This is a genomic window from Actinomyces sp. W5033 (genome assembly GCF_051303165.1).
On record NZ_JBPPGD010000003.1, the window covers coordinates 89,822 to 105,598 of the forward strand.

General features: G+C 72.7%; 16 protein-coding genes. All 16 read right to left on the reverse strand.

The genetic code is table 11. The features are described from left to right. Nucleotides 1–14: 14 nt before the first annotated feature. Complete coding sequence (locus tag ACSJJR_RS02885; protein WP_435941714.1) at nt 15–569, reverse strand: adenine phosphoribosyltransferase; 555 nt, start codon at nt 567–569, stop codon at nt 15–17. Then, complete coding sequence (gene secF / locus ACSJJR_RS02890) at nt 566–1,669, reverse strand: protein translocase subunit SecF (RefSeq protein WP_435941715.1); 1,104 nt, start codon at nt 1,667–1,669, stop codon at nt 566–568. Before secF ends, ACSJJR_RS02885 begins: the two co-directional genes overlap by 4 nt. Continuing rightward, complete coding sequence (secD, locus tag ACSJJR_RS02895) at nt 1,666–3,654, reverse strand: protein translocase subunit SecD (RefSeq protein ID WP_435941716.1); 1,989 nt, start codon at nt 3,652–3,654, stop codon at nt 1,666–1,668. Before secD ends, secF begins: the two co-directional genes overlap by 4 nt. Nucleotides 3,655–3,748: 94 nt before the next feature. Further along, the gene (locus ACSJJR_RS02900; RefSeq protein WP_435941717.1) at nt 3,749–4,099 is read right to left on the reverse strand and encodes a preprotein translocase subunit YajC; all 351 of its coding nucleotides are present in this window, start codon (nt 4,097–4,099) and stop codon (nt 3,749–3,751) included. A 147-nt stretch (nt 4,100–4,246) separates the two neighbouring features. Further along, nucleotides 4,247–5,272, reverse strand: a complete 1,026-nt coding sequence (gene ruvB / locus ACSJJR_RS02905; RefSeq protein WP_435941718.1) for a Holliday junction branch migration DNA helicase RuvB — start codon at nt 5,270–5,272, stop codon at nt 4,247–4,249. Continuing rightward, nucleotides 5,265–5,915, reverse strand: a complete 651-nt coding sequence (ruvA, locus tag ACSJJR_RS02910; protein WP_435941719.1) for a Holliday junction branch migration protein RuvA — start codon at nt 5,913–5,915, stop codon at nt 5,265–5,267. The genes ruvB and ruvA overlap by 8 nt, the downstream gene beginning before the upstream one ends. Nucleotides 5,916–5,991: 76 nt before the next feature. Further along, complete coding sequence (locus tag ACSJJR_RS02915) at nt 5,992–6,597, reverse strand: crossover junction endodeoxyribonuclease RuvC (protein ID WP_435941771.1); 606 nt, start codon at nt 6,595–6,597, stop codon at nt 5,992–5,994. Between the two features lie 65 nt (nt 6,598–6,662). Further along, nucleotides 6,663–7,430 (reverse strand): YebC/PmpR family DNA-binding transcriptional regulator, encoded by a 768-nt coding sequence (locus ACSJJR_RS02920; RefSeq protein WP_435941720.1) that lies wholly within the window; start codon nt 7,428–7,430, stop codon nt 6,663–6,665. A gap of 262 nt (nt 7,431–7,692) precedes the next feature. Further along, complete coding sequence (locus tag ACSJJR_RS02925) at nt 7,693–8,322, reverse strand: NUDIX hydrolase (protein ID WP_435941721.1); 630 nt, start codon at nt 8,320–8,322, stop codon at nt 7,693–7,695. Further along, nucleotides 8,319–9,545 carry a PrsW family intramembrane metalloprotease gene (locus tag ACSJJR_RS02930; RefSeq protein ID WP_435941722.1) on the reverse strand — a complete coding sequence of 409 codons (1,227 nt, stop codon included), beginning with the start codon at nt 9,543–9,545 and terminating at the stop codon, nt 8,319–8,321. Before ACSJJR_RS02930 ends, ACSJJR_RS02925 begins: the two co-directional genes overlap by 4 nt. Continuing rightward, nucleotides 9,542–10,174, reverse strand: a complete 633-nt coding sequence (locus ACSJJR_RS02935) for a hypothetical protein (protein ID WP_435941723.1) — start codon at nt 10,172–10,174, stop codon at nt 9,542–9,544. The genes ACSJJR_RS02930 and ACSJJR_RS02935 overlap by 4 nt, the downstream gene beginning before the upstream one ends. Continuing rightward, entirely contained in the window at nt 10,171–11,361 is a 1,191-nt protein-coding gene (locus tag ACSJJR_RS02940; RefSeq protein ID WP_435941724.1) for a glycosyltransferase family 4 protein, read from the reverse strand. The genes ACSJJR_RS02935 and ACSJJR_RS02940 overlap by 4 nt, the downstream gene beginning before the upstream one ends. Beyond that, nucleotides 11,358–12,371 carry a phosphatidylinositol mannoside acyltransferase gene (locus ACSJJR_RS02945; RefSeq protein ID WP_435941725.1) on the reverse strand — a complete coding sequence of 338 codons (1,014 nt, stop codon included), beginning with the start codon at nt 12,369–12,371 and terminating at the stop codon, nt 11,358–11,360. The genes ACSJJR_RS02940 and ACSJJR_RS02945 overlap by 4 nt, the downstream gene beginning before the upstream one ends. After that, nucleotides 12,368–13,024, reverse strand: coding sequence for a phosphatidylinositol phosphate synthase (gene pgsA, locus ACSJJR_RS02950; protein ID WP_435941726.1), 657 nt, complete (start codon nt 13,022–13,024; stop codon nt 12,368–12,370). Before pgsA ends, ACSJJR_RS02945 begins: the two co-directional genes overlap by 4 nt. Continuing rightward, the gene (locus ACSJJR_RS02955) at nt 12,997–13,716 is read right to left on the reverse strand and encodes an HIT family protein (protein ID WP_435941727.1); all 720 of its coding nucleotides are present in this window, start codon (nt 13,714–13,716) and stop codon (nt 12,997–12,999) included. The genes pgsA and ACSJJR_RS02955 overlap by 28 nt, the downstream gene beginning before the upstream one ends. Next, nucleotides 13,713–15,755 (reverse strand): threonine--tRNA ligase, encoded by a 2,043-nt coding sequence (gene thrS, locus ACSJJR_RS02960; RefSeq protein ID WP_435941728.1) that lies wholly within the window; start codon nt 15,753–15,755, stop codon nt 13,713–13,715. The genes ACSJJR_RS02955 and thrS overlap by 4 nt, the downstream gene beginning before the upstream one ends. Nucleotides 15,756–15,777: the final 22 nt, after the last annotated feature.

Here is a 15,777-nt window from a genome sequence, read left to right on the forward strand (position 1 = left end):
CAACGCCGCAGGTGTCAGGACGAGGGGAAGACGACCACGGAGTCCACGTGACGCCCAGGCAGCTGCTGACGGCCGCCGAGCCCGGCGAGCTCGAGCAGCATGCACACGGCGACGACCGTCGCCCCGGAGCGCTCCAGCAGGTCGATGGAGGCTGCGGCGGTGCCGCCGGTGGCGAGCACGTCGTCGATGACGAGCACACGCTGGCCGGGCCTGACGGTCTCGGGACGCAGCTCCATGCGCGCCGAGCCGTACTCGAGGTCGTAGTCGACGCCGAGGACGGGCCCGGGCAGCTTGCCGCCCTTACGCACCGTGAGCATGCCGATGCCCAGGGTGTAGGCCAGCGGTGCGGCGAGGATGAAGCCACGCGACTCGAGGCCGGCGACGGCGTCGATGTGGCCCCGGTAGTGCTCAGCGAGGTCGCTGATGAAGGTGGAGAAGGCCCCGCCGTTGGCCAGCAGGGGGGTGATGTCGCGGAACAGGACACCGGGCTCGGGGAAGTCCGGCACCTCGCGGAGGTTGTCCAGGACGAGCTGGGTGAGCTCGGTGGGCAGGGGGGCAGGGAATGTCATGACCGCTTCTTCCTCCTCTTGGGCTGGGCGGCTGCTCCCAGGTGGTGGCCAGGGACGAGCGGGGCGGCGACGGGGGCGCCGGTGAGGGCGGCCAGGGCCTCCGGGTCGTCACCGGCCTCCTCCAGGCGCTGGGCGCGGGCCGCGGTGACCTTCGCGGTGTGCTCGACGACGGCTCTCTCGCGCCGACGCAGGTCCACCAGCAGCGGGGTCGCGAGGAGCACTGAGGACAGCGTCCCGGCGATCATGCCGATGAACAGGGTCAGGGCGATGTCCCTCAGGGTCCCGGCTCCCAGGACGAAGGTGCCGACGACGAGCAGGGAGGCGACCGGCAGCACGCCCACGACCGAGGTGTTGAGCGAGCGCACGAAGGTCTGGTTGACCGCGAGGTTGGCCAGCTCGGCGTAGGTCGAGCGCGTCTGGGCCTGCCAGGAGACGGTGTTCTCACGGATCTTGTCGAAGACGACGACCGTGTCGTAGAGCGAGTAGCCGAGGATCGTCAGCACGCCGATGATGGTGGCGGGCGTGACCTCGAAGCCGGTGGCGGCGTAGACGCCGACGGTCACGATGATGTCGTGGCACAGGGCGAGCAGGGCGGCCACCGCCATCTTCCAGGTGCGGAAGTAGGCCCAGATGAGGGCTCCGACGAGCAGGAAGAACAGGACGAGCCCGCGCAGGGCCTTGGAGGTGACGTCCGAGGACCACGTGGGGCCGATGGTGGTGGCGGAGACGTTGCCGGCCTCGACGTCGTAGGCCTGGGCCAGGGCGGTGCTCAGCTCCTCGCTCTGGGCCGGGCTCAGGCCGATGGTCTGCACCCTCACCGAGGAGGTGCCCATCGTGGTGACGGAGGTGGAGGCGGGCAGCCCCTGCTCGGCGACGACGGCGCTGGCTGGCGCCTCGCTGAGGGACTCGATGCCCGTGACGGTCACCTCGGTTCCGCCCTTGAAGTCGATGCCCGGGTTGAGCCCCACCGTGGCGAGCAGGATGACGGCGACCGCGATGACACCCACGGCGGTGGAGTACCAGACCTTGCGCCTGGGGACGAAGGGGAAGGAGGTGCTGCCGGAGTAGAGCTCGTTACCGAGCTGGGCCAGGCTCTTCACTTGTCCTCGCCCTCCTTTCGGCTCGACGCTGGTAGGTCCACGGCGTGGGCCCGCCCGTCCTGCGCGGCGGCGCGGGCGGCCTTGCGCCGTGCCAGGGAGGTGGTGGCGGCGTCGGCCAGGGCCTGGCGCCCGGCGCCGTAGACGGACTGCGAGCGGGCGCCCAGGTGCTCGGGATCGAGCCCGGACAGGCGGTGGCCCCTGCCGAAGAACGGGAAGCGCAGGATCCACACCATCATCGGGTGGGTGAACAGGATGATGACGCCGAGGTCCACCACGGTGGTGACGCCCAGGGTGAAGGCGAAGCCCTGGACCCCACCCACGGCGAGGAAGTAGAGCACGACGGCGGCGACGAGGTTGACGGCGTCGGAGACGATGATCGTGCGCCGGGCGTGCCCCCAGCCCTCGTTGACGGCGGCCACGAGCGTGCGGCCGGTCCGGACCTCGTCGCGCACGCGCTCGAAGTAGATGATGAAGGAGTCCATCGTGATGCCGATGGAGATGATGAGGCCGGCGACGCCCGCCAGGGACAGGCGGAAGCCCATGGCCCAGGACAGCAGGGCGATCGCCAGGTAGGTCACGGCGGCGGCCACGACGAGCGAGGCGACGGCGATGACCGACAGCCCGCGGTACTGCCAGGCCAGGTAGACGATGATGAGCAGGAAGCCGATGAGCCCGGCGACCAGCCCGTTGCGCAGCTGCTCGGTGCCCAGGGTGGCGGAGACGGCTTGCTCGGACTGGACGGTGAAGGTCAGCGGGAGGGAGCCGAAGGAGAGCTGGTTGGCGAGCGTGCCTGCGCTCTCCTGGGTGAAGCCTCCCGAGATCTGCACCTTGCCGTCGGTGATGGCCGTGGTCACCGACTGGTTGAAGCCGGAGGCCATGAGGGTCAGGCCGTCGAGGACGATGGCGAACTGGGCCTTGGCCGAGCGCACGGCGCTGGCCGCGTCCGTGGTGGAGGACGACGCCGATCCGGCCGCGTCGCGGTAGGCGATGAGGCGTGAGGAGACCTCGGCGAAGGCTCGGGTGCCCTCGTCGTCGAACTCGAGGTTGACGACCCAGTTGTTGGTCGTCACCCCCTGGCTCGTGACCTCGAGGGCGGAGTCGGCCTTGGCGATGCTGGTGCCGAGGATGTCGGCGGGCCCGAGGACGTAGACGCCCCCCTGGCCGTCGCGGGCGCAGGAGATGACGGCGACCGCCGGGTCCTGAACGGTCCCGGTGAGGTTGGCCGGGTCCGTGCAGTCGGTCATGTAGGCGTCGTAGAGCAGCTGCTCACTGATCCACGAGTCGGAGGAGCTGTCCTCGGAGGTCGAGGGCAGCGGCTCGGAGGAGATGGTCCCGTCACCGTCGAGGTCGGCGCTGCGCAGGGCGACCTCCTGCGGCGTCGTGGTCGCCAGTGCGCTGGGGGCCTGGGTGGGCGCGCCGCCCGAGACGAGCCGGTCGTGCCCGGCCCTCAGGGCGGCGGGGTCCTGGGTGGGCTCGCTGCGGGGCTCGTCGCTGGAGGCGGAGGCCGCGGCGGAGGCGGAGGCCGCGGCGGAGGCGGAGGCCTGCGCCTGGGCGACGTACTGGTTCTGCGCCTCGGCCAGGGCGGTGGCGGAGCGCTGGACCACCCGGATGACCGGGCGGAAGTAGAGCACCGCGGAGGTGCGCACGAGGCTCAGGGTCTCCTCCGAGGGAGTGCCGGGCAGGGAGACGACGATGTTCTGGCCGCCCTGACGGGAGATCTGCGCCTCGGAGACACCCGTGGCGTCCACGCGCTGGCGGATGATCCCGATGGCCTGCTCGATGTCCTCGTCGGAGATGCTCGAGCCGTCACTCGTGGTGGGCGTGAGGATGATCTGGGTGCCGCCCTCGAGGTCGAGGGCGAGGCCCGGCGTCATCGTCGTGCGTCCGGTGGCGGCGCCGACGGCGAGCACGCCGAAGCCGAGTGCGATGAGGACGAGCAGCACCAGGAGCTGTCGCCCCGGGTGCCTGAGCTGCTTGGTGGACACGCGGTTGTTCCTCGTGGGGGTTGTCGGGTGCGGGAGCGTCGTGCGCAGGCTCGAGCGGCGGTGCCGCAGGCCGCTCCCGGCTGGTCGGTGGGGCTCAGGCCCCTGCGGTCTGCTCGTCCGGGTCCCCGGCCGGGGTGCCCTCGGTTCCGACCTCGTCGTCTGGCTCCTCGTGGGGGGAGGCGAAGGGGGGCTCCTCGGCGCCGACGATGGCGCTCTTGGCCCACAGGGACTCATCGCCGAGCGGGGTGGCGAGGGTGACGACGTCGCCGTCGACCTCGACGACCGTGCCGTAGAAGCCGGCGCGGGTACGCACCCACGTGCCGGGCACGGCGAGGGCCTCGTCAGTGCGCGCCTGCTGCTCGGCCTGGAGCTTCTTCTGCTGCCTGTTGGCGAAGTGCGCCATGGCCCAGAAGGCCAACAGCATGGCGAGGATCATCCAGAGCATGGAGGGTTCTCCGTTCGGTCGCGTCAGCCGCGCCAGGACGTGGTACGGCCTCCGCGAGTCTAGGTCACGGCCCGGGCCGCGCAGCGCGAGCCGCGTCACTCACCGGTGTGACGCGCGCCCCGCTCGCGGTGGCCGCAGCAGCGCCGCTCAGCCGAAGAGGGTCCCGTCGGCGGGGACCTCGAGGCCCAGGTGCTCATAGGTGGCCCGTGTGGCGGCCCGGCCCTGGCGGGTGCGCACCATGAGCCCCTCGCGCACGAGGTAGGGCTCCGCCACGGTCTCGACGGTCTCGGGCTCCTCCCCGACGCTCACGGCCAGTGTGGCCAGGCCCACGGGGCCGCCGCCGAAGCGGGTGCACAGTGCCCGCAGGACCGAGCGGTCCAGCCGGTCCAGGCCGAGCGCGTCAACCTCGAAGACCTCCAGCGCGGCGCGGGCGGCCTCCAGGTCGAGTCGTCCGGGCGTGCCGTGGACCTCGGCCCAGTCCTGCACGCGTCGCAGGAGCCGGTTGGCGATGCGGGGGGTGCCGCGCGAGCGGCGGGCGAGCTCGGTGCCGGCCTCGGGGTCCAGGCGCACACCGAGCAGGCCGGCGGAGCGGGCGACGATGCGGCCGAGCTCGGCGGGCCCGTAGTAGTCCAGGTGCCCGGTGAAGCCGAAGCGGTCGCGCAGCGGGGCGGGCAGCAGGCCGGCGCGGGTGGTGGCGCCGACGACGGTGAAGGGCGGCAGCGTCAGCGGGATGGAGGTGGCCCCCGGTCCCTTTCCGACGACGACGTCCACCCGGTAGTCCTCCATCGCCAGGTAGAGCATCTCCTCGGCGGTGCGCGCCAGGCGGTGGATCTCGTCGATGAAGAGGACGTCGCCCTCCTCCAGCGAGGACAGGATCGCGGCGAGGTCGCCGGCGTGCTGGACGGCGGGTCCGCTCGTCAGCCGCAGGGAGCCCTCGACCTCCGCGGCGATGATCATCGCGAGCGTGGTCTTGCCCAGTCCGGGCGGGCCGGACAGCAGGACGTGGTCCGGGGTCGTGCCACGTGCCAGGGCCGCTCGCAGGACCACGGAGAGCTGTCCGCGCACGACCTCCTGGCCGACGAAGTCCTCCAGCCGCTTGGGTCTCAGCGCCGCCTCGGCGGCGCGCTCGGTCTCGTCGGCGCCACCTGAGACGAAGCGGTCGCGCTCAGCCACGGTGCCCTCCGCCCAGCCACCTGAGGGAGGCGCGCAGGAGCTCGGGCACGGTCATGGGAGCGGCCGCCTGCCCGTGGGCGGCGCTGTGGGCGGCCTCGACAGTGCCAACGGCCTCGGCAGCCGTCGCCTCGTTCCAGCCCAGCTGGACGAGGGCGGCGACGACGTCGGGACAGGGGGCGGGGCCCGGCTGCGCGGAGCCTCGTTCCAGGGCGCCGCCCGTGCGGCCGGGGCCCTCGTCGCGCACAGGGCCGAGCCTGTCGCCCACGTCGAGGATGACGCGCTGGGCGCCCTTGGGCCCCAGCCCCGGCACACGGGTGAGGGCGGCGACGTCCGCCTCGGCGACGGCGCGGCGCAGGGTGTCGGGGGTGTGCACGCTCAGCACCGCCAGCGCCAGGCGCGCCCCCACGCCCTTGGCGCCCATGAGGACGCGGAAGCAGTGGCGCTCGTCGTCGTCGGCGAAACCGAAGAGGGTGAGGGAGTCCTCACGGACGACGAGCTCGGTGTGGACCATGGCCTCCTCACCCGGGCGCAGGCCGGCGAGGGCCGTGGGCGTGGCCTGGAAGGCCATGCCCACACCGCCGACCTCAATGGTCGCGCCGTTGAGCGAGGTCTCGAGCACGGTGCCACGCACGGAGGCGATCATCGGGGCTTCTCCTCGGGTCGGGGCGGAGGACACCGCCGTCGAACGTGTGTACAGACACTATCAGGTGGGGCCGAGGTCAGCGCCGGCGGCGGCGCGGGTCCACCGCCCCGGTACGGCGGGCAGCGGCCTGGGCCTCGGCCCACTGGCGCTGGGCGGGGGTGCGGGCGCTGGCACGCACCGCTCCCCCGGCAGAGACCATCTCGGTGGCGCCGTCAGCGCCGGTGCCGCCTCCGCGCCACCCGTGGCAGATCGCCTGGGCGAGCGCGTCGGCGGCGTCCGCGGGGCTGGGAGGCTCCGCCAGGCCGAGGACGCGCGCGACCATGGCCTGGACCTGCGGCTTGTCCGCCGTGCCGGAGCCGGTGACAGCGGCTTTGGCCTCGCTGGGGGTGTGCTGGGCGACCTCGAGACCGTGGCGGGCGCCAGCGAGCATCGCCACGCCCATGACCTGGGCCACCCCGATGACGGAGCGCAGGTTGTCCTGGGCGAAGACGCGCTCGACGGACAGGCTCGTGGGCCCCAGGCGGGCGATCCAGTCGTCCAGGGCCTCGGCGATGGACAGCAGGCGCAGCTCCGGGCTCTGCGACGGGGGCGTGCGCACGACCCCCACCTCCACGAGACGCACGCGGCGGCGGGGGTCGATGTCCACGCAGCCCAGGCCGCAGCGGGTCAGCCCCGGGTCGATGCCCAGGACCCGCTGCTGGGCGACGACGGCGCTGCGCGAGCGGGCCGTGCCCGGCAGGCGGGTGCTCAGTCCTCGTCCTCGAGCTGGGCCGCGACCTCAGCGGAGATCTCGACGGAGGTGAAGACGTTCTGCACGTCGTCCAGGTCCTCGAGGGCGTCGATGAGGCGCATGACCTTGCGGGCGCCCTCGAGATCCACCTCGACCTTGGTGCCGGCGACAAACTGGGACTCGGCGGACTCGTACTCCATGCCGGCACCGGTGACGGCGTCACGCACGGCGATGAGGTCCTGCGGCTCGGAGAGGATCTCGAAGGAATCGGCGCCCTCGACGACCTCCTCGACGTCCGCTCCGGCGTCGAGCACGGCCATGAGGATGGAGTCCTCGTCAACCCCGTCGGCCTTGGCGACCTCGACGACGCCCTTGCGCGAGAAGTTGTAGGCCACGGAGCCGGGGTCCGCGAGGTTGCCACCGGTGCGGCTGAAGGCGACGCGGACGTCGGAGGCGGCGCGGTTGCGGTTGTCGGTGAGGCACTCGACAAGGAAGGCGACCCCGGCCGGCCCGTAGCCCTCGTACATGATCGTCTGCCAGTCGGCGCCGCCCGCCTCCTCGCCGGAGCCGCGCTTGACGGCGCGGGTGATGTTGTCGGCCGGCACCGAGTTGCGCTTGGCCTTCTGGATGGCGTCGAAGAGGGTCGGGTTGCCGGCCGGGTCACCGCCTCCGGTGCGGGCCGCGACCTCGATGTTCTTGATGAGGCGGGCGAAGAGCTTGCCGCGCTTGGCGTCAATGGCAGCCTTCTTGTGCTTGGTGGTTGCCCACTTGGAGTGTCCCGACATGTGTCCTCCTGGGAGTCGAGGGTGTCACGCTGCCCGGGCCGGACGGCCAGCAGCGGTGGCGACAAGAGCCCGCGCACCGCCGGGCACGGCCCGCGGCACACGGAAGACCTGGGCAAGCCTAACGCCGTGCGCCCGGCCCGCACGGGAGTGATCCTGCTGCGCCAGGGCCCAGTCGTGAGGCGATCGTCACGGAGCCAGGGGCCTGCGGCGCCCGTGCGCCCAGCCTGAGGCGGTGGCCGCCTGGGCCTGTGGGCCCCGGTGGTCAGTCGTCCTCCGCGATGTCGCGGGTCACCCCGTCCCAGCCGCCGAGCAGCTCGCGCGCCAGCCGGGGCAGCGTGCCGGGGTAGACCGTCGTCCCGGCCTCCACGGCGGCGTCGAGCTCGTCCAGGCCCCACCAGCGAAGGGAGTCGAGGACCTGTCTCTCCGTCTCCGTCCAGCCGGCGCGGTCGATCGGCCCTGTCTGGCTGGGGCGGGCGAGGAAGATCTCCTCCTCCTGCCGGCAGGTGACGAGGTTGAAGCGGAAGCGGCAGCTGCGCCGGGCCACAGGCCCGACGAGCTCGGCGTCATCCAGGACGATCCCGGTCTCCTCGGCGAGCTCCCGCCTGGCCCCGGAGCGGGCGTCCTCGTGGTCAAGGATCCCTCCGCCGGGGGTGAAGACCCAGCAGTGGGCGGCGTCGGCGAAGTCGTGGCCGACGACGAGCAGGATCTCGGGACGGGGGCTCTCGCGCAGGGCGACGACGCGCGCGGCACGCCGGGCCGGCAGCCCCTCCTCGTTGAGGCGCCACTCGGCCGGGTCGAGCAGCTCGCTCCAGTTCTCCGGCACCTGGAGCGGGTCACGCCCGTCCGGCGCGAGCCGGGCGGCACCGTCACCCGTGCTGGCGCGCGCCGTCATGAGTAGGCCCCAAAAACCTGCTTGCAGCGCTGGACGACCCCCAGCAGCTCGGCCTGCCTGAGCGCGTAGTCGGCGCCCGTGTGCCCGCTCACCGCCTGCTGCCGCAGGCAGGCCAGCTGGAGCGAGGCGGCCAGGAAGTCCCTCATGGCCAGCTCGACCGCCGGCCCACGGGCCTTGGCCCACAGGCGAGCCGAGGCGCGGCCCGCGGAGGTGGTGAGCATCGTGACCTCCGCCGGGGCGTACCAGCCGGTGCGGGCGTAGTCCTCCAGGCGCAGGCGCAGGCTGCGCCGCTCTCCCGCCCGCAGGCCGATGACGATGCCGATGCACACGAGGAAGAAGGGGACCTCCGCGAACAGGTACATCTCGGGGTGCACGGAGACCACACCGTTCCAGAAGGCGTGCAGGGCCACCGCGCCGACCATCCCGATGGGCGTCATCCACACCCAGGCCCAGCGCCAGCGGCGACGGGCGCTGAGCCCCACGGCCAGCCCGGTGCAGGCCGTGAAGGTGACGTGGGCGAAGGGGGACATGATGCCGCGCATGATGAAGACGGCGAGGACCTGGTCCCAGTAGCGTGCGAAGTAGAGGATGTTCTCCGCGAAGGCGAAGCCCGCGGCGATGACGGAGGCGTAGACGACGCCGTCGATGGGGCCGTTGAAGGAGCGGCGCCAGATGAGGAAGACGAGCAGGACCCCCAGACCCTTGGTGGACTCCTCGACGAGGGGCGCGGACAGGACCGAGGAGACGAGCTCGGCCCCGTCGTCGTCGCCCGTCACCGCGGCCACCAGCAGCGAGGTGGAGGTGTTGACAAGCATCGAGACCACGGTGGCCACGCCGGCCCCCCACAGGAAGGCTGCGATGAGCACGCCCACAGGCTCCGGCTCCCACCTGTCGATCCAGCGCACGCAGACCAGGACGATACCCAGCGGGACGAGGGCAAGGAGAAAGGGCAGGACGAGGGCACCTGCCTGCCCGGCCTCGGTGTAGATGACGTAGAGGATGACGGCGAGCCCGGCACCGCCGAGCAGGGCGAGCAGGTGGACGGCGATGTCACTGGCGCGCCGGCGCCGCAGCGCGCGCGGCTGGACCCAGGCGCCGGCCGCAACAGGTGCTCCGGCCCCAGGGTGTGCGTGGACCGGCACGTAGCCGCCGGCCGCTGTGGGGCGCCAGCCGGCGTCCCCGCTGGGGCGCGGGCCCCAGGCACTGGGCGGGTAGGTGGTCACTGGGGGTCCTCGTGGTGCGGGGCGGGCGGTCCCGCGGGGCCGAGGTCGTCGTCCATGTCGAAGGTGCCTGGCAGCGGTGCCCGGCCGGCGAGCCTGAGCAGGCGCACGGCCGGGCTGCGGCGCAGGCGCCTGGCCTCGGAGACGTGGGTGTCGTGGAAGCGCCGGGCGAGCACAAGCCGGTAGCCGGCCCGGTCCAGCCGTGACAGGCACTGGCAGGCCAACGGCTCCTGCATGAGCGAGCTGCGGGTCTGAGGGTCCAGGACGGCGCGGGTCACGCGCGACAGGTCCGACTCGACGGCCGCACGGGTGCGCTGCCGCGTCGTCGGCCCGGGGGCCTGGGAGTCGGGATCGAGCCCGTCCTCGACAAGCGGGGCCTCGCACTCAAGAGCGTCGTGGGCGGCGCGTGAGAGCAGCAGGGCGGAGGCGGCGTCGAGGTAGCCGGAGGCCGCGAGCTCGGCCGCGGCCTGGGCCCGGTGGACCAGCTGGGTCTCCAGGGTGGCGCGGGAGCCGAGCACCTGCCGGTGCAGGCGGTCCACCCTCAGCGCCTGGGCGTACAGGGCCCAGCCGACGGCGACGGCCACAAGGAGCGCCAGCAGGAGGCCCAGCGCCCCGGCCCAGCCGCCGCTCACCTCTCGCCCCCGCCCCGGACACCGCGCAGGCGCGCGACCATGGTGCGGGCGCCCGGGGCGGGGTCCACGCGCACGTGGGCGGTGGACAGGGCCATGTCGTAGACGTCGAGGACGGCGTCCGTCACCGTCGCCCAGTCGTAGCGGCCGACCACCCCCTGCGCGGCGCGTTGGCGCTGCGCGGCCGCCTCGGGACGGGTGAGCGTGTCGATGATGACGCGCGCGAGGTCGTCGCTGTCCCCGTTGCGGAAGAGGGCGCCGTAGCGCCCTGCCCCCAGGACGTCGGAGAAGGCGGTCAGGTCCGAGGCGATGACCCGGGTGCCGGCGGCCATGGCCTCGACGAGCACGATGCCGAAGGACTCCCCGCCGGTCTGCGGGGCCACGTAGCAGGTGGCGCTGGCGAGCATCGCCGCCTTGTCCTCGTCGCTGACGCCGCCGAGGAACTGCACGTGCGCGCCGTAGCGGGCCAGGGCCTGGCGCTGCTCCTCGGCCTCCCCGCGCCCGGCGATGAGGAAGCGTGCACCGGGCACCACCTCGAGCACGGGGCCGATGGCCCCGGCGAGCACCTGCAGCCCCTTACGGGGCTCGTCGAGGCGTCCCAGGAAGGCGATGGTGGGTGCCTGGGCGGTGCCGACGAAGCGGGGGTCGTCCTTGGGCGCACGGGCGAAGGGGGCGACGTTGACGCCGTTGGGGATGACGACGGCGTCGCCACCGTGGAAGTGGACCAGGGTGCGTCGCGCCTCCTCGGAGACGGCGATGCGCGCGGCGATCCTCTCGATGAGCGGCACGGTGGCCGGTGACAGCAGCTCGCGGGCCAGGGACCGGTCCATGGCGGCGTGGAAGGTCGCCACGACGGGCGCCTGCGCCGCCTGGAGCACGAGCATGCCGACGCTCGGTGTGATGGGCTCGTGGATGTGGAGCAGGTCGTAGCGGCCCTCGTCGAGCCAGCGCCTGGCGCGCCGGGCGACCACGGGCCCGAAGTTGAGCCTGGCCACCGAGCCGTTGTAGGGGATGGCGACGCAGTCCCCGGCGCTTGTGACGCCCTCGGCAAGCTCGGTGCCCTCCGAGGCGGGGGCGAGGACGCCCACCTCGTGGCCGCGGCGCCTGAGCTCGGCGGCAAGGTCGAGCACGTGGACCTGGACGCCGCCGTGGGCGTCGAGTGAGTAGGGGCAGACGATACCGACTCTCATGATGGCTCCTCCCCCGCCGTCGCGGTGTCCTGCGGGCTCAGCTGTGCCTGACGGGCGTGGGCTCGGGCCAGGCGCTCGGGGTCCAGGTCCGCGTCGAACACCGCCTGGAGCATGTGCCAGTCCGTGGGGTGCGCCACGAGCTCGGGGGCGAGGGCGCTGACCCACGCCCGGGTCCAGGCCTCGACGCGCTCTCGCGTGGGGGCCGCGGTGGGTCCCGGCTCCTCGACCTTGCGCAGACGCAGGACGACGCCCCAGGGGCCGCCGGCCGCGCGGCGGCGCTCGCCCGTCAGAGGCTCGTAGAAGACGCTGGCGTAGTACAGGGGCCGGTCCAGCCTCACGGCGAGCGCGGCCGGGCCGGCCGCCGCCCGCATGGTGTGCCCGCACAGACTGGCCTGGATCCCGGCGGAGGACAGGTCGCGGTCGGCCAGCAGCGCGATGACGTGGTGGCCCTCCTGCGCGGCGGCGAGGAGCCGGTCGAAGGCCTTCTCACCGCGGCGCTGGCCGATGACGCGCATCCCCAGGCCCTCGCGGAAGGCCACGAACTGCTCGAAGAGGTCATCCGGCTCGAGGTGCTCGGCCACGGTGAGCACCTGCGCGAGGTGGGAGCAGGCCCAGGCGCCCACAAGGTCCCAGTTGCCCATGTGGGGCAGCGCCACGACGATCGACCCGGTGGCCAGGTCCTCGTAGGCCCGGGGGTCGATGTCCGGGCGCACGCGGGCCTGGAGCTGCTCGGGGCTTGTGCCAGGCAGGGCGAAGGCCTCGTAGAAGTAGCGCATGTAGGAGCGCATGGCCTGCCTGGTGGTGCGGCGCAGCGCCGCCGGGGTGGCGCCGGGCAGCAGGCGTGCGAGGTTGCGCCGGAGCTGGCCGACGCCCGTGCGCCGGCCCTGCAGGGTGTGGAGCAGCCAGGTCGCGTCGGCTCCCAGGTGGCACAGCGCGTAGCCCACGCGCGGGGGCAGGCGGTGGGCGTGGCGCCAGGCGAGGCGGTAGAGGTCCTCGACCGAGGGGCTCACAGGGGCCTGCCCTCCTCCGGGGCCGCGGCGTGCTCGCGCTGGCGCAGCTGGCTGCGCGCGGCCAGCACCCGCTGGACGACCGTGACGAGTGAGCCCAGGGAGACCAGTGCCAGGGCGGCGGTGAGCACCCACTGGGGGGCTCCCAGCCCGACGGCGACGACGCCGACCCCGGCGACGACGAGGCGGTCGGTGCGCTCAGCGACGCCCACGCTGGCACTGACGCCCAGCGACTCGGCCTTGGCGCGCGCGTAGGAGACGACCTCGGCCAGGACGACGACGGCCAGGGCGCAGACGATCGTCGCCGTGCGCAGGGCACCAGGCTCCAGGCGCAGCGCCGCCCAGGCGACCAGGGAGCCGAAGACGGCGCCGTCGGCGATGCGGTCCATCGTCGAGTCGAGGAAGGCGCCGAAGACGGAGGTCGTGCCGGTGGCCCGGGCGAGGATGCCGTCAAAGGAGTCCCCGACAACCACCAGGGCCAGCAGCGCCGCTCCGAGCAGGAACCGCCCCTGCGGCAGGGTGGTGACGGCGACGAGGACGGTCAGCAGCGTGCCGGTGACGGTGAGCATGTTGGGCGTGACGCCGAGGCGCGCGAGCGCGAGCGCCGGCTGGGTGAACAGGGCCTTGGTCAGGCCGCGTCCGTGCTGTCCGAGCATGGTGTCCTCGTGGGGTCGTGGGTGGGCGGCGGCGGGCTAACGCTGGGGCCCGCGGTGGTCGGGGCGGTGAGCCAGGCGGCGGCGAGCATGTCGCGCTGCTCGCCCAGCAGCTGTGGCACCGGCTTGGTCCTGGCGACGATGGGCATGAAGTTGGCGTCACCCGTCCACCGCGGCACGATGTGCTGGTGCAGGTGGGCGGCGATCCCTGCGCCGGCGACCTCGCCCTGGTTCATGCCCAGGTTGAAGCCGTGCGGGTGGGACACGTGGCGCAGGACCTCCATGGCGCGGGCGGTGAGCCGCCCGATCTCGACGCGCTCGGCCTCGCTGGCCTCGGTCCAGTCCGAGACGTGCCGGTAGGGGCACACGAGCAGGTGACCGGTGTTGTAGGGGTAGAGGTTCATGAGCACGTAGGCGTGCTCCGCCCGGTGCACGACGAGGGCGGCCTCGTCCTGGCGCCCGGGCGCCGCGCAGAAGGGGCACTGGGCCTCGGAGGCGTCGGAGGGCTTGTCCTGGCCGCCGATGTAGACCATGCGGTGCGGGGTCCACAGGCGCCCGAAGGGCTCCGGCAGGTCCGGCTGCTGGAAGGGCTGCTCGACGGTGACGGGCCCGAGCGGCCCGGCGACCACGGTCCCCTCGAGGTCCTCGAGGCGGCCCGGTCCGGTGCCGGGCACCTGCTCGGGCCTGTTGCTCATCGCGTGATCTTCTCCTGCGCCGGGTCGTTGGCACGCCCGGCGATGACCTGGGCGATGTGCTCGACGGCCTCGGCGACGGGCACGCCGTTGGCCTGGGACCCGTCGCGGAAGCGGAAGGAGACGGCGCCGGCCTCGGCGTCGTCACCTCCGGCGATGAGGATGAAGGGGACCTTCTCCTTGGAGGCGTTGCGGATCTTCTTGCCGAAGCGGTCGTCGGACAGGTCGGTCTCCACGCGCACACCGCGCGCGCGCAGCCGTGCGGCGACGTCGCTGACGTAGCCGTCGAAGGCCTCAGCCACGGGCACGAGCCGCACCTGGACGGGGGCGAGCCAGGCGGGGAAGGCCCCGGCGTAGTGCTCGGTGAGCACGCCGATGAAGCGCTCGACGCTGCCGAGCTTGGCCGAGTGCAGCATGATCGGGCGCTGGTGGGTGCCGTCGGGGGCCGTGTACTGCAGGTCGAAGCGCTCGGGCTGGTTGAAGTCGTACTGGATGGTGGACATCTGCCAGGTGCGTCCGATGGCGTCCTTGACCTGGACGGAGACCTTCGGCCCGTAGAAGGCGGCGCCGCCCGGGTCCGGGACGAGATCGAGACCGGTGGAGGCACACACCTCCTCCAGGGTGCGGGTGGCGGCCTGCCAGTCCTCGTCCGAGCCGATGAACTTGTCCTTCTTGGCACCGTCCTCGTCACGGGTGGACAGCTCGAGGTAGAAGTCGCTCAGGCCGAAGGCCCGGAGGATCGAGATGAAGAACTCGATCTGGGTGCGGATCTCGGCGGGCGCCTGCTCACGGGTGCAGTAGGTGTGGGAGTCGTCCTGGGTGAAGCCGCGCATGCGGGTCAGGCCGTGGACGACGCCGGACTTCTCGTAGCGGTAGTCGTGCCCCATCTCGAAGAACCGCAGCGGCAGCTCCCGGTAGGAGCGCCCGCGTGAGCGGAAGACGAGGTTGTGCATGGGGCAGTTCATGGCCTTGAGGTAGTACTCCTGGCCGGCCTTGGTGACGGTGCCCTCGGCGTCGGTCTCCTCGTCCGCGAGCATGGGCGGGAACATCGTGTCCGCGTAGTAGGGCAGGTGACCGGAGGTGTGGAAGAGCCCGCCCTTGGAGATCTCCGGCGTGTGGACGAAGTCGAAGCCGGCCTCCTCGTGGCGCTTGATGACGTACTGCTCGATCTGGTGGCGCAGCATGCCGCCCTTGGGGTGGAAGACGACCAGGCCCGGGCCGATCTCCTCAGGGAAGGAGTAGAGGTCGAGCTCGGCGCCGAGCTTGCGGTGGTCGCGGCGGGCGGCCTCGGCCAGGCGCTCCTGGTAGGCCTTGAGGTCCTCCTTCGAGGCCCAGGCGGTGCCGTAGATGCGCTGGAGGGAGTCACCGCTCTGGTCGCCCTTCCAGTAGGCGGCCGAGGAGCGGGTCAGGGCGAAGCCCTGGCCGATGAGACGGGTGGTGGGCAGGTGGGGGCCGCGGCACAGGTCGCTCCAGACGACCTCGCCGTCGCGGCGGACGTTGTCGTACATCGTCAGGCCGCCGGCGCCGACCTCGACGCTGGCGGTGGCCTCCGCGCCCTGGCCCTTGGTGGTGATGAGCTCGAGCTTGTAGGGCTGGTCGGCGAGCTCGGTGCGCCCCTCCTCCTCGGTGACGTCACGACGCCGGAAGGTCTGCCCCTCCTTGACGATGCGCCTCATCCGCTTCTCGATCTCCTTGAGGAGCTCGGGGGTGACGGCGTCGATGTTGCCGAAGTCGTAGTAGAAGCCGTCCGTGATGAACGGGCCGATGCCGAGGTTGACGTCCGGGAAGATCTCCTGGACGGCCTGGGCCATGACGTGGGTGGCGGAGTGGCGCAGGATGTTGAGGCCGTCCTCGGAGTCGAGGGTGATGGCCTCGACGACGGCCCCGGCGGGCACGACGCGCTCGAGGTCCCAGGGCTCGCCGTTGACCCTCATGGCGACGACGCCGTCGGCGCCGGCCAGGAGCGCGGTTCCGGTGGTGCCCCCCTCGATGCTGCGCGGGACGCCGTCAAGGGTGATGTCGGTGCTGGGCTGAGTTGACACGGAGGTGCTCCTGGAGTTGGGG